The 14,069-nt window shown below is 62.3% G+C and carries 11 protein-coding genes and 1 pseudogene; 9 read left to right on the top strand and 3 right to left on the bottom strand.

Features of this window, described 5'->3' with window-relative positions; all coding sequences use genetic code 11:
- The first annotated feature begins 455 nt into the window (after window positions 1–455).
- The 5 genes from NLF94_RS02340 to NLF94_RS02320 all read left to right on the top strand — a co-directional run bounded on the left by NLF94_RS02340 (window position 456) and on the right by NLF94_RS02320 (window position 7,743).
- Window positions 456–2,219, top strand: coding sequence for a CapA family protein (locus NLF94_RS02340; RefSeq protein ID WP_254839850.1), 1,764 nt, complete (start codon window positions 456–458; stop codon window positions 2,217–2,219).
- A 205-nt stretch (window positions 2,220–2,424) separates the two neighbouring features.
- Window positions 2,425–3,588 carry a poly-gamma-glutamate biosynthesis protein PgsC/CapC gene (locus NLF94_RS02335; protein WP_254839849.1) on the top strand — a complete coding sequence of 388 codons (1,164 nt, stop codon included), beginning with the start codon at window positions 2,425–2,427 and terminating at the stop codon, window positions 3,586–3,588.
- Complete coding sequence (locus tag NLF94_RS02330) at window positions 3,585–5,168, top strand: Mur ligase family protein (RefSeq protein WP_254839848.1); 1,584 nt, start codon at window positions 3,585–3,587, stop codon at window positions 5,166–5,168. The genes NLF94_RS02335 and NLF94_RS02330 overlap by 4 nt, the downstream gene beginning before the upstream one ends.
- A gap of 180 nt (window positions 5,169–5,348) precedes the next feature.
- On the top strand, window positions 5,349–7,211 hold the full coding sequence (locus NLF94_RS02325) for a transposase (RefSeq protein ID WP_254839847.1): 1,863 nt from the start codon (window positions 5,349–5,351) through the stop codon (window positions 7,209–7,211).
- Between the two features lie 100 nt (window positions 7,212–7,311).
- On the top strand, window positions 7,312–7,743 hold the full coding sequence (locus NLF94_RS02320; RefSeq protein ID WP_254839846.1) for a hypothetical protein: 432 nt from the start codon (window positions 7,312–7,314) through the stop codon (window positions 7,741–7,743).
- Here the strand turns inward: NLF94_RS02320 and NLF94_RS20880 are convergent.
- Both NLF94_RS20880 and NLF94_RS02315 read right to left on the bottom strand, forming a co-directional pair.
- Window positions 7,706–8,025, bottom strand: a pseudogene (locus NLF94_RS20880) (thiol-disulfide oxidoreductase DCC family protein). The gene NLF94_RS02320 and the pseudogene NLF94_RS20880 sit on opposite strands and share 38 nt — an antisense overlap.
- A gap of 5 nt (window positions 8,026–8,030) precedes the next feature.
- On the bottom strand, window positions 8,031–8,741 hold the full coding sequence (locus tag NLF94_RS02315; RefSeq protein ID WP_254839845.1) for a YqjF family protein: 711 nt from the start codon (window positions 8,739–8,741) through the stop codon (window positions 8,031–8,033).
- A 432-nt stretch (window positions 8,742–9,173) separates the two neighbouring features.
- On the opposite strand from NLF94_RS02315, the gene NLF94_RS02310 reads away from it, so the two are divergent.
- On the top strand, window positions 9,174–9,521 hold the full coding sequence (locus tag NLF94_RS02310; protein ID WP_254839844.1) for a hypothetical protein: 348 nt from the start codon (window positions 9,174–9,176) through the stop codon (window positions 9,519–9,521).
- 240 nt (window positions 9,522–9,761) lie between these two features.
- On the opposite strand, the gene NLF94_RS02305 is transcribed toward NLF94_RS02310, so the two are convergent.
- The gene (locus NLF94_RS02305) at window positions 9,762–10,397 is read right to left on the bottom strand and encodes a DedA family protein (RefSeq protein ID WP_254839843.1); all 636 of its coding nucleotides are present in this window, start codon (window positions 10,395–10,397) and stop codon (window positions 9,762–9,764) included.
- 91 nt (window positions 10,398–10,488) lie between these two features.
- On the opposite strand from NLF94_RS02305, the gene hemB reads away from it, so the two are divergent.
- From hemB to NLF94_RS02290, 3 genes are all read left to right on the top strand, one after another.
- The gene (gene hemB / locus NLF94_RS02300; protein ID WP_254839842.1) at window positions 10,489–11,469 is read left to right on the top strand and encodes a porphobilinogen synthase; all 981 of its coding nucleotides are present in this window, start codon (window positions 10,489–10,491) and stop codon (window positions 11,467–11,469) included.
- Between the two features lie 320 nt (window positions 11,470–11,789).
- The gene (locus NLF94_RS02295; RefSeq protein WP_254839841.1) at window positions 11,790–13,484 is read left to right on the top strand and encodes an ammonium transporter; all 1,695 of its coding nucleotides are present in this window, start codon (window positions 11,790–11,792) and stop codon (window positions 13,482–13,484) included.
- A gap of 1 nt (window position 13,485) precedes the next feature.
- Window positions 13,486–13,941: an Lrp/AsnC family transcriptional regulator gene (locus tag NLF94_RS02290; protein WP_254839840.1), complete on the top strand. Its 456-nt coding sequence runs from the start codon at window positions 13,486–13,488 to the stop codon at window positions 13,939–13,941.
- Window positions 13,942–14,069 lie beyond the last annotated feature (128 nt).

The following is a 14,069-nucleotide window of genomic DNA, read 5'->3' as shown; positions in this document are numbered from 1 at the left end:
TCAGGTTCGGCACCAATGCGATAGTAATTATACCTCAGTAAGAATTAGTCGAACTAATGGTACGGTGGTCCCGTCGTGAGTTCCTTCGGTACACGACAGTCGGAACAGCAACAGGGGTTGCTGGTTGCAGCGCTTTTTCGCCATCGGACTCGGATACGGACAGTTCGAGCACGGCCGGAGATGATGGGGAGCCATCCGCGCAACTTTCCGAGCCGATATCGGGGGAAGCCGTCGGACTCTCCGGTAACGCAATCGCGGACGTGACACTCGATGTGATAGTGCCGGGTCGGGGAGCAGTTGCTCGAACAAAAACCGACGGGCAGGGTCAGTTCGAGATCGAAGGATGGGGGGCACCAGTTTGGTTGCGCGCTACCGCCTCGGAGTTTATTCGACGCACCATCGCTGTCGCACCAGGTGCAAACCGTCGAATCGCACTCACACCCCGTGACGGTACGGTGTCACTCGCCTTTGGCGGTGATATGATGTTCGGTCGTCGGTTCTACGAGGACGATGACCCGCTTGAACCACATTTCCAGATTCAGCAAGACGAGCTTCGTTCATCACACGATGCGATTCTGCGAGGTATCTCTCCGCTGTTGGCGGATGCCGATATCACGTCAGTCAACCTCGAAACGCCGGTCACGACGACGGCCTGGAGGCATCCGTCGAAACGGTACACGTTCGTCTCTCATCCGGAGGCCGCAGCAGCGATGGGGAGGGCTGAGATCGACTACGCTGCACTCGGAAACAACCACACGCTTGATGCGCTCACACCAGGACTGGACGACACATTGCAGACGCTCTCCGATTCCGGAATCGAGAGTTCCGGTGCCGGCGACTCGAATACGGAAGCGTGGCAACCGGCATACATTGAAGTCCAGGGGCTCACTGTTGGCTTACTTTCCTGTACCACCGTCACGGGAGAACAGTACGATATGGACTGGTCGGCAGACGACGGCCAGTCCGAGACCCATACGGTTGCGAACAACAGTGCCGCCGGGTCTACCGACGCCGAGACGCTGACAGTTCCGGGCGGCGTCGGCGTTGCAGCAGCAACTGAATCACGGTTAGCCGAGCACGTTACACAGACCGAGACAGATGCGGACGTGACCGTCGTTCAGATCCACGGCGGCGAGGAGTACCGGCAGGAACCGACCGAACAGATGGAGCGGCTGACTGATACGGCCATTTCGGCCGGCGCAGACATCGTTGTCCACCACCATCCTCACGTCACTGGTGGGTTGGAACTGCGAGATGGTGCGGTGGTCGCGTGGACACTTGGAAACCTTGTATTCGATCAAGAGCTTTGGTCAACCCTTCCCTCGTACGTATTGACTGTCCATGCTACTGATGATGGAATCACGAGGGCGTACATAGAGCCACTCCTGATCGAAGGATACGTTCCGAAAGGGATCGTCGGTAAGCCCCGAACGTGGCAACTTCGGAGGACAGCTGGACTGTCTTCCCGTGAGTTTTCGCTCGGTGACGGGAGCCTCGAATACATCGCCGACAGGAACAGGGACACCCGAGCAGCGACACGCACACTGAGCGGGAGGAACATGATTTACAGACGAGAATCAGGGTGGGTCAATCGAGTTCAGGACGGAAAATCGTCGGTCGAACCCGGACGTGACCTTCTTCCGACAGGGACGTTCGACAATCCGGATATCGACGACGATCGGTATGAAGGTGCACTGTGGCGGTTCGGTCGGGGTGAGAATTCCAACGGGCCAGAATTCGGATATGACGGAAGCGGTGGCATTCAAATATCTCGGGTGCCCGACAACACGCAGCGATCGATTCTGACGACGGCCGCACGTATGCCGCTCGCAGGGCCGACAACGCTGCTCGGGCAGTATCGTCACGAGTCGGACGCCCGACTGGAACTCCTCGTGCGATGGTACGAATCGACCAGTGGCTCCGCGCTCGATTCGGTGTCGATCAACCTCGGGCAGACAACCGGATGGGAACGTCTCAGACAGCCATTACAAACAGCAGCGGAGGCCAACTACATTCGGTTTTACTTCCGTCTGTACCCGCCCGGCAGCGGAAAGGAACGTGTCGTTCGTATCGACAACCTCCGGTTGGTCGAGTGGTCCGACACAGTCGAAGGGGACAAAAAAGAGTACGACCACCTCCGGGTGCGAGATACTGCAACCATCGAGTTCGCAACGGACGATCTACTGGACGAAGAGATATCGTGGACAGAGATCGAGTGAGTGAGTTAGTGGTGCAATCGTCCCGAAAAGAAATCATTTACCCGGCTAACCGTTGGTCACTGCTCTATGGAAAGATACCGGTAGAAGGTTGGCATCGGCACTCACGACTCACAATCTATCCATAGTGAGTGTGATTAGACTGAACTCACCAACGTCCACTCGCAGACAAACAGACTTACCTTTGAACGGCTTATAATTGGACGTAATGTGGGTTGCTACGCTGCTTGCTGTTGTCGGGTTACTCGGCGTAGCAGTGACCACGCAGTTCACCGGCTACCGTCTTGGCGGAACGATCACCGTGCCGGTACTCGCGGTGTATACGCTCAAGAACGTCCTGATGCTACCGGTATTCGTTCTCAGTACTATCGCCGCGTACATCGGCCTCTGGTACCTTCGGCAGCGGACCCTGATCTACGGCCGAGACGAATTTCTCGCCGCATTGATCATCGGCACGTCAGTCCCATTGGTAACGCTTCTCGGGCTCATTCAGGTCGGGTTTGGTACAGACCTCATCGTCTTGATCGGCAGTATTCTTCCGGGGTTGGCGGCGTACAACTTTCACAGCATCAAACCGGAGTTTCGACGGAACGATGTAGTCGCAACTGTGGGCCTGTTCACGGCTCTGTTCGCACTCGGTTTTGTACTGGTCTCTCCCGGAATCGCTGCGCGATTCGGGACGGTAACGCCACCGGTGTTGTTCGCAGCAACCGCCGATGTGGCGGTCTACAATAATGCGGTCGTCAGTATCTCAACCGAAGCGGTCGTCATACCGAGGAATCTCGTGGCTGGTCTCTTTATAACCGGTCTGATCGTATCCGAGCGCATCAGAGCCCGGTTCGGCGTCCGGGTCGGCGTCGTCACCGCGGTCTTGTTGGCTGTCTACGCACTCACGAATTACTGGCTCATCGTGATGTACGTGGCGTTGTTAGTGCTTGCATTCGGCTTCGTGCAGGCAGCGAACCACGCCACACTGCGATATGGCAGAGTACTCCTTGGAACCACTATCGCATTCGCGGTTCTCCTGGGGATTCCCTTCACACTCTGGCTCCCTATTGATCGCGGTCTATCTGGCTTTTTTACTGCGTTGCTCGCCGGCATTACAGCATATAACGCCCACGTGACGGGCTCGTTCGATCGGCGGCTTGTACTGCCGCTTCAAGCAGTGGTGTTCGTTCCGGCGTTGGTCGCCGCGCGAGTATTCGCTACGCCGGAACCACGCGGTATCCCGCAAGAACTCACGCTGCCAGTCGTACTGACAGGTATACTCGTGGTGGTGGTCGGTGTTGGAATTGGGCGCTGGTATGCGGTGACCCAACCTAACGAGACCGAGGTACGGTCTGCGTCCGTCCTGTCGGGTGATAACCTATGAGCAGAACTGCATACGAGATATATGGACGGGGATTCGGCTGGTCGTGGCGACTTCGCATTCAGCAACGCGTGGTTGCGACCGGAGGGCACCACTACGATACATCCCGAGAGGCGCGACAGGCTGTAGACCGCGTGCGAGGTGCAGTTGCATCGCTCACCGGTGATGACGAGGCGTTCGAACGCGAGGATATTAGCGATCCTCGAACGGTCCTCAGGGAAGACCCGACTCCGAGTGGTGACCTTCCACAGGACAGGAACAATTGGGTGTGGCAACTACAGACACCCGAGCGCACCCTCGCCAACAGCGCAGACCGGTTCCCTACCGAGAGCGATGCCAGGCATGCGTTGGATCGGTTCCTGGAGCGGGCCGCGGGTGCCCTCCCCATGTTTATGATCGGTGCCGAATACGAGTGGCGGGACGGCCCACGGCCTATCGAGGTCGGGAAGCCGAGCCTGACCGGTATCATTAAAGAGTTAACACGAGGGTTCCGTCACCGTAAGGCACTCCGACGCCTGGACACTCGCATCGCCGTGGCGGGGAGCCGTGGCAAGACATCGACGACCCGCCGGCTCGACGACGTGTTCAATCGCCGTGGCTACGATACCCTGACGAAGATCACCGGGAACCATCCGACACTCATCCACAACGGCGAGGTTCACCCCATCGAACGTCGGGGCCCTCGGACGACGCTGTACGAGAACATCAGCGTCATCGGGGAGTTCGCTCCGGAACTCGATGCCTATGCCGCCGAGGATATCGGCATCTTCGAAAATCAGGGCATCACCGAGTACACCACCCGGCTCATTAATCAACAACTCATCGATCCGGACATCGTCATTCTCACCAACGTCCGCCAGGATCACAACGACACGCTTGGCAAGACGCGGACCAATATCGCCCGATCATTCGCACGGTCGGTCTCCGCCGGGACACACGTCATTAGTGGGGAACAACACCCTGTTCTCCACGAGTATATGCGAGAGGAGATCGAACGGCGGGGCGGTACCATCGAACAGGTCGAGATTCCAGGACGACACGAGGGGATGATCGGGGCAGAGACTGCGCACGCAATCGATTCGGTCCTGTCGTTTCTCGGCGAATCGCCGCTCCCCGAGGGTGAACTCGAAGCGTTTTTGGACGCGATCCAGCCGGAATGGACACGACTTCCCGACGGTCGTGTGTTCAATGCAGCACAAGTGAACGACGTCGAGAGTACGGAGATGGTTCGTCAGGCACTCGTTTCGGAAGACGAACAGATACTGCCGTTCGTCTATCTCCGCCGAGACCGGCGGGGTCGAACCGCCTCGTTCGCAGAGTACGTTGACCTCCTCTACGATCAAGGCCACATCGATAGCGCCCACGTTGGCGGGGCCAATACGCGTGCGTTCGCTGAGAATACCGAGCTGCCGGTCACCCGACACGACAAAGGAAGCGACGCCGAGACTGTGCTGACCGATCTTCTCGCAGAGGGCGAGCCTGTCGTCATCATGGGAAACACCGTCGATGAGTTCATGCGTGAGTTCGAGGAGGTTGTACGTACTCAGGAACAGGAAGCAACCGAATCTATCAAACCGACGTAGAACTCTATTGCCGCTCATTGAGTGAATAAGTTGTGCCGACGAGTACGATGCCAGCGATGACCGGGAAGAGGCCCAATACCGGAGCCCATCGCAGTACTACGGTGCGGAGGGTGAAGTCGGGATGCATGATAGGTGACACCTGCTAATTTATAACCTATACAGCAGTAACGTCCCGGAAGCGTGCCGAATCCTCCACAGGAGTTTGGATCTATCGATCTCGACTTTTCGTCGAATCCCGAGCTGGCGGCAGAGTTCCCTGATAACTCGAAGGCACTCCTGATGCTTGGTTTCGAGCTGCTACACGCAAAGAGGTGGCCGATGGCATCCATCTCGGAGCAGCTTCAGGCCTACCTGGACCAGGGCTTCGATCCAGCCGAAGCCGTTGGCGAGCTTGACCTCGTCACCGACACCCTCCCGTTCTGGAAGCTGGAGAAGAACTGGTACAAACTCGACAGGGAGGACGCCGCACGGCTCTATCTCTACCGGTCCCTCACCGCCTCGAAGGACTACGCCATCGAAGAGGAGTTGAAGGACGGCGTTGCGGAACATCTCGGCCTGAACGACACCGTCACCGAAAACACAATCGAGCGCATCAGTGAGGAAGTCGAGAAACAACTCGGCGGTGAGGTACGTACCGAGGTTCGGGAGGTCCTAGAGGAACTGGAGGACAACGACGAGGTCGTCACGCTGCCGGAATCCTCAGCCGACGGGCGCGGAGAGCCGCCGCTCGTGCTCATCTCGCGCGAGATGCGGAAGAGAGCGTACCAGTATTTCCAGCTGGACCGGGACGAGTCACGGGTCACGTACCCCAAGTGGCAGTTGTTCAAGCTGATGGAGATCGCCGGGCTGTGCAACATCCACCCCAACGACGCCGAGGAATCACTCCGGTTTCTCCCGTACTTTTACTACCGAGACGTGCCCGGCTTCAAAACGCTCTGGAACCAGCTCCGCGAGTATGACATGCTCAAACTGCGGAAGATGTACCTCGCCGCCTTGGAGTCGATCATTACCGTAATCGATGAGTACGGCTACCTGCCCGAGACGACCGATATCGCCGTGGACCTCACGAATATCATGTGGTACGGTCGGCACTCGAACCAGAAAAACAAGAACGGGGAGCCGCTCGACCGGGATGAGATTCCGCACGAAGACCAGCCCATCGGCGTCGAGGGTGTGAATGAGAAGGCGGGGAGCGCCTACGCGTTCCAGATCGCGTCCGTGAGCCTCGCCAACGTCGAGATACCCGTGACGCTGGCCGCGAAGAGCATCCAGCGCCGCGGGAACATCGAGCACCAGATAGACGAACTGCTCACCTACGCCGATCAGTACGTTGAGCCTGATGTCGTCTGTATGGACGGGGGATTCTACGGTCGCGGAATGCACGAGTGTCTCGAAAATCACAGCCTCGACTTCATTTCCCGTCTGCGAGGGCGTATGCCCTCTATCGTGAGGGAACTCAAGGAAGGCGCGATTTACAACGACCTGGACTACAATGCAGCGGGATACGACGTTCGCATCGGTGAGGAAGTCCCGGAAAGCGAGGCCGAGTCGTGGCTCATCACGATGCCGTCGGAGAAACGTATCTCCAGGGCTGACACCGGAACCGAAGACCAGGGGAATTGGGAGGTCTACTACACCAACCTCAATCCCGAGCAGTTCGGCGGGTTGGAGATCGGGCGACGATATCGGCAGCGTTGGGCGGTGGAGACATCCTATCGACTGATGAAACACGATTTCACCGCGAAGTCGGCAAGCGAACTCCGGAGCCAGCGAGAATTTATCGCCAGCATGGCGTTCATCTACAACGCGATGTGGATGGCGTCGAACGTGAAGTACGCTGTGGAGAACGACCGCCCGGTGAAAGATGACCAGGGGCGTTACCCCTTCACCGCCAACCAGTTGATGATCGCCATGCTGCTTGACATGGAGGACATTGATATCGGAGAAGTGCGAGATCTATCAGTTCGAAGTAACATTGTTCGAGAGGTGTTCGGAGATGGCTATCCGTTCCGTCTCGAAGGCCATCCTGAATTTGAGAACTGAGGCTCAATTACCGAGGACTGACCCGCCTTGACTCGTCCCAGGTGGCACGTCGGTGGGATACCAAATTCCAATACCCCTCCGGCCGAACATCCGTCCACCGATGGTCTCCGACCTCGTTCTTGCGGCTGGGTTCCTCATCTGCGGTACGTTCACCGTCGTTCTGGGAACCGTTCACTTCGCCATGCCGTGGCTACTGGATTTCGACGGTGCGATACCAGTGGAGGGCGACTCGCTGCGTCCGCTGAATCTGCTCGTCGTCACGTACCAGACGAAGCGATCGGATGTCCGCGGAATCGCGCAGATTATGAACCACGCCGTCAGCTACACCCTCGTTTCGATCGGGGTTCTCGATCTACTCGCGTCGCGCTGGCTTTCGGCGTGGTTCGCGCCGTACCTGCTCGTGTGGATCGCTGGCTGGTGGTTTCTCCGTGCAGCGACACAGCGTCACATGGGTTCCCGACCGGACGATCGGCTGGTCGCAGCAGGGTTCACGCTCATCGGCGTGTTTCATCTCGCGGTCGCTGTAACCTAGAGAAACCGGTCGCTGACGGCCTCGTCGGAATCGTACACTGATCGTTCCACCCGAACCAGTCGTCGCGGTTGTCGGCGACGACGTCGTACAGGGGCTCACGGACGCCGCTCGGGAGGAGCCGACCGACACGTACCGGGCCAGCAGTTCCTGTCCCGCGTCGGACTGCACCGCGGCGAACTGGAGTCGCCCGTCGGGATCTCGAGAGGGCAGAAAGGCAACGAGCCCGTTACAGACCCCGTCGAACAACACGACCGCCTCGTCCTGCGGCCCTTGTCTCGGTATCCGTCTCAGCGGTCATCCGTGTCTTCCTCCAGCCGTTTGCTCCGAGACGCGACGACGTCCAGCCCCGGGCTGTAGTAGCACACTGGCTCTTCGTCCGGGCGGGCGAAGCCATCGGCTCGCAACAGCGTATCGGTTTCGACGGTCGCGGCGGCCGGGTACAGCGTCCATGTGTCGTGATCGACGTCGGTGTAGCGGAGTGACCCGTCGGGCGCTTCGGTGTAGAAGCGATAGCGCTCGACGAGAAACTCCGCCAGCGGATCCGTCGGTGCGTCGAACGGTTCGCCGGTCGGCCAGTACGTGGCCTCGTAGTGGCCGGGACGGGCACCGGGATGGCGACGCCGGCTCTCGAACCGGACGCGGCCGTCGCTCATCTCCAGCGCGATCCGGGCGTAGTAGTACGGGAGGTGATGGAACAGGCGGGCACCGGTGACGCTGGCGAGCCCCTGTGCGTCCAGGCTGAAGAAGTAGACGCTCGGCACGCCGTCACGGATGACGTACGTCCGGACGTTGATTTCAGGGAGCCGCACGCCGAGCGGTCGCGGGACCCCCTTCGGCCGGACGGCGACGTTCGTGAACGGGACCACCGAGAGCCACGCGCTCCCGTCGTGAGTGTCCGCGCTGAGCGACGCGGGGAGATGGGCGTTCATCGACTCCGGATCGACCGGCCAGTTCTCGAACAGCAGGTGGCGCCAGCCCATCTCCAGTGGAACGACCATACCGGGTAGTTGGGGTCACCGACGGAAGTTCCTCACGGTATACGCGGCCAGTACTGCGGGAACACACCCGGGGCTTCGGCACCGACAGGCTCGGCCGGAGGCGGCGGTACCGCGTCGACCACCCGCGGTGAGCGGTCTACGACGTCGAGTCGCTGACGCTCGATTCCGACTTCGGGACGTGCTACGGCGACGAGTGGGCGTTCCCGAACGACACCGACCCGATACACGAGATATTCGCACAGGGGTCCGACGCGGCCGTCTACCCCTCGGAGTCCCCCGAGAGGTAACACGAGCCGTGGAGTCGGAACCGGACCGGAGCGGTCGGTCGCGTGCGTCCCGATTTTTCGTCGTTCGGGGGAGCGCCGCTCGCACACCGCTCGTTGAAAAGGGTCGGTGCGAAGCGTTTTGCCCGATGCCGCACAACGCCGAGGCGTGACCGCGGTCGACGACTGGGAGTCGAAACTGGAGGCGGCCGGCGAACTGACCAGCGACGCCGCCGACACCATCATCGCGGCCCACGGCGACCGCGGCGTCCGAGCCATCGAGGCCGTCGGCGAGGAACGGGTCAAGGAGTACCGCGATTTCACCGTCGTCGTCGGCCACTCCGAGGAGCACGTCGTCGAGGACGGCGGCTGCGAGTGCGAGGACAGCCGGTACAACCTCGACCCCGAGGACCCGACCGAACTCTGCTGGCACGTCATCGCCGCCAAGGTGGCCCGCCGGATCGATGCCGTCGACCACCACGACATGTGGTACTCCGAGGTCCGGGAGTTCCTCTGACGCGGGGCTCGTGTAGCTCACAGGTCCTGAATGTAGATCGTTGGTTTTGAGCGGTTTCTATAGGAACGGGTACTTAATAGTGCCGTCCATCGCCGCCCACAGCGTTAACGAACTTCCCCCCGTTCATCCGGGTGGGCGTTGTGTCCCAAGCAACGACCGGCTCCGGACCAGAGCCCCAACGCCCGTATCCCATACCTGTCCGTCGGTGGTTTCCCTCCACCAACTCTCCTCCCTCCCGTTTCACAGCGCGCCGAGCTGTTCGCCGACGAGCAGCCACAGCGCGACGAGCCACGTCTGGAAGACGAGCGTGCCGAGCGCCGACAGCACGAGGAACGTCCGGTCGTCCATGTCAGCGAACCCGGCCGGGACGGTGAGCATCCCGCGGGTGAACAGCAGGGCATTCGAGACGGGGACGGCGACCGGACCCCACCGCTCGAACCAGGCCTCGAAGCGTTCGAGACGCGACTCCGAGACGCGGAACCACGATTGTGCCAGCAGGTACTCCCGGCCGGCCCGCTTTGCGACGGTGAACAGCGCGAACTGCCCGACCGTCGCGCCCAGCACCATGACGCCGACGACCGCCGCGATCCCCGAGTAGTCGGTCGGGCCGTCGGCGAGCAACGCGACGCCGGCGGGCGCCAGCGCCTCGCTCGGTGCGAAGTACAGCAGCATCGCCCCCTCCAGGATGAGTATCAGAAAGAGGGCGGCCAGCCCGTAGGTTTCCAGCAGGTACTCGGCGAACGACGAGTCCGCGAAGACGAACAGATAGACGCCGACCAGAAGACACGAAAGCGTCACGCCGCCCGCGATGTAGACGATATACCGCTCGAAGAACGACCGGAGGCGCGACCCGGAGGGCTCCGTCCCGACTGCCATTCGTACCGACTCTCGGGCCACGGGCGTTAAATGCGTTGTGTCACGGCCCGCGAAGCGACGCGTCTTTGCCGGACGCGGCCGGACGGCCGGTATGGACCTCACGAACCGGCCCCGACGACTCCGCACGGACGGGGTCCGGCCGCTGGTCAGCGAGACCGACCTCCGGGCCTCGGACCTCGTCGCGCCCGTCTTCGTCGACGCGACGGCCGACGAGCGAGTCCCCATCGAGTCGATGCCGGGCCACGAGCGGGTCCCCGTCGCCGAGAGCGTCGCCCGCGTCCGCGAGATAGCCGAGAAGGGCGTCGAGGCGGTGATGGTGTTCGGTGTCCCCGAGTCGAAGGACTCCGAGGGAAGCCGGGCGTGGGCCGACGACGGCGTCGTCCAGCGCGCCGTCTCCCGCATCACCGATCGCACCGACGTCTACGTCATCACGGATGTCTGCATGTGCGAGTACACCGACCACGGTCACTGCGGCCTCCTGGAGGACGGCGCCCGCGAGGACCCCCGGATGACGGTCGACAACGACGCGACCCTGGAGGCGCTGGGCCGCATCGCCGTCTCCCACGCCGACGCCGGCGCCGACATGGTCGCGCCCTCGGGGATGATGGACGGGATGGTGGCCGCCGTCCGGGCGGCGCTGGACGCCGCCGGCCACGGGAACCTGCCGGTGATGTCCTACGCCGCCAAGTACGAGTCGGCCTTCTACGGCCCGTTCCGGGACGCCGCCGACGGCGCGCCCGCCTTCGGCGACCGGCGACACTACCAGATGGACCCCGCGAACGCGCGCGAGGCCACGCGCGAGGTCCGCCTCGACGTCGAGCAGGGCGCCGACGTCCTGATGGTCAAGCCCGCGCTGCCGTACCTCGACGTCGTCGCCGCGGTTCGCCGGGAGTTCGACCACCCCGTCGCCGCCTACAACGTCTCCGGCGAGTACGCGATGTTGCACGCCGCCGCCGAGAAGGGGTGGCTCGACCTCGAGGCGGTCGCCCACGAGTCGCTGCTCTCCATCAAGCGGGCCGGTTCGGACCTGATACTGACGTACTTCGCCGAGGACGTCGCCGAGCGGCTGTGACCCCCTGAGATCCCACCGCGCGCGCCGCAAAGCGCGCCGAACGACGGGGGTTGGCAATGCTTGCCTTCGACGTTCGTCCAGAATCGAGTCGGATATCTACCGGAATAGTTGACGCTGTACGACCTTATATAGATATTATCGTGCCCAAGACCGGACGGGTGTCCACCGACGCAGTAATAGATTTGCTATCTTCAACTACAACCTTTATGTGGTGGTGTTCCATGACGCTCTCTTGTGAGTCGGAAGACAAACATGGTCGAAACATACGCAAACATGGACGAACTTCCAAACGGAGTTGCGAGTAGTACGGAGGTAGCAATATGATCGACGCGCTGGTGTTGCAGGCGAGTGCCGAGGAGATGGCGGCCGCCATCAACGAGACGTGGATTCTGACGGTGACGTTCCTCATCTTCTTCATGCACGCCGGCTTCGCGATGCTGGAGGCCGGGCAGGTGCGCTCGAAGAACGTCGCCAACCAGCTCACGAAGAACATGCTGACGTGGGCCGTCGGCGTCATGGTGTTCTTCGTCATCGGCACCGGCATCGCGAGTCTCGCGACCGGCGCGGGCTTTTCGCCCGCCGCCGGTGCAGGCGGCTACGTCAGCTGGCTGTACGGTGCGGTCTTCGCGATGACCGCCGCGACCATCGTCTCGGGCGCCGTCGCCGGACGCGCGAAGCTCCGCGCGTACATCACCTACACGTTCCTGCTGGCGGCCGTGATTTACCCGGTCGTCATCGCGATGACGTGGGCCTCCCCCGGCGCAGGACTCGTCGAACAGCTCGTCGGCACGGCGTTCGCCGACTTCGCCGGCGGGATGATCGTCCACGGCATGGGCGGCATCGCCGGCCTCACGGCCGCGGCCATCCTCGGCCCGCGGATGGACCGGTACACCGATGGCGGCTCGGTCAACGTCATCCCCGGTCACTCGATGACGTTCGCGGTGCTTGGGACGCTCATGCTCTGTTTCGGCTGGTACGGGTTCAACGTCGGCACCGCCGCTGCCTTCGCTACGGGCGGCTCCGGTCTCGAAGGCACCTTGGGCCAGGCGGCCATGACCACGACGGTCGCCATGGCGATGGGCGCCATCGGCTCCGCCGCCGTCGCGCTCCTGCGGTCCGGCAAGGTCGACACCCTCTACACCGCCAACGGGATGCTCGCCGGGCTGGCCGCCATCACGGCCATTCCGAACACGACCCACTGGTGGGGTGCGATCATCGTCGGTACCCTCGCCGGGATTCAGCTACCGATCGTCTTCGACTTCGTCTCCGAGCGGCTGAAGATCGACGACGTCTGTGCGGTCTTCCCCGTCCACGGCAGCGCCGGCGTGCTCGGTGCGCTCCTGATGCCGTTCGTCGCGCTGCCGGGAGCCGTCGATTCGATCACCAGTCAGTTCATCGCCCAGGTCGTCGGCGTCGTCATCATCGGCGGCTGGACGCTCACGATGACTGCGCTCATCTGGTTCGTGTTCAAGCTCGCCGGGCAGGCACGCGTCTCCCCGGACCACGAGCAGGAGGGGCTCGACATCTCCGAGCACGGCACCAACACCTACCCAGAGTTCGGCCGCGGTTCCAGCGGTCCGACCGCGACCGACGGCGGGCGCGTCGTCACCGACGACGGACTGGTCGAAGAGGATGGCATCGTCCGCCCCGACGGCGGCGTCGCCAACGACGGTGGCATCAGGATGGTCATGGCGTTCATCCGCCCGGACAAGCTCTCGGACGTCAAGCAGGGCCTCGCGGAGGTCGGTGCCCCGTCCCTGACGGTGACGAACGTCTCCGGTCGCGGCTCCCAGCCCGCCAAGAAGGGCCAGTGGCGCGGCGAGGAGTACAGCGTCGACCTCCACCAGAAGGTGAAAGTCGAGTGCGTGGTCGCTGACATCCCCGCCGAGGACGTCGCCGAGGCCATCCAGGCGGCCGGCAAAACCGGCGAACCGGGCGACGGCAAGGTGTTCATCCTCCCGGTGGAGGACGCCTACCAGATCCGGACCGGCGAGGTCGGAACGTCCGCGGTCTGACGTGACCGAGTCACTCGACGGGTCGCTCGACGAGCGAATCGTCGCCGCGCTCTGTCGGGACGGTCGCGCGGACGTCCGCGCCGTCGCCGAGGCGGTCGGGTCGGTGCCGACGACGGTACAGGAACGGCTGGAGTCGCTGGAATCGCGCGGTGCGATCCGGGGCTACACCGCCCGAATCGACTACGAGGCGCTGGACTACCGGACGGCCGTCGTCCGGCTCGCCGTCGACCTCGCCGACATCGAAGCGGTGACGACGCGGCTGCGCGAGACGTCGGCGTTCGTCACCGTCTACGAGACGAGCGGTCCGTTCACGGTCTTCGCGGTCGGCAAGTTCGAAGACGAGGCGGCCATCGGGGCCTGCCTGCGGGAACTGCATGCGGACCCGAACGTCGACGGTGTCGACTGTTCGGTCGCCTCGACGGTCCGGGACGGGGGCTGTCCCCTCCCGGAGGGGTGAGCCGGGCGGACGAGAACGGGGATGCACCCCCCGGACGGCCGCGAACCGCGCTCCTTCTCATACTGCCGGCTGTAACTATCTAAGCCAGTGGTGGCGGAAACCCGACTGTACAGAACGGCTACTGTCGA

Origin of the sequence: Natronomonas marina, from assembly GCF_024298905.1 — an archaeon.
GTDB lineage: Archaea > Halobacteriota > Halobacteria > Halobacteriales > Haloarculaceae > Natronomonas > Natronomonas marina.
The sequence above is the reverse complement of the archived record's forward strand: the minus strand, read 5'-3'. Positions and strand labels throughout refer to the sequence as shown.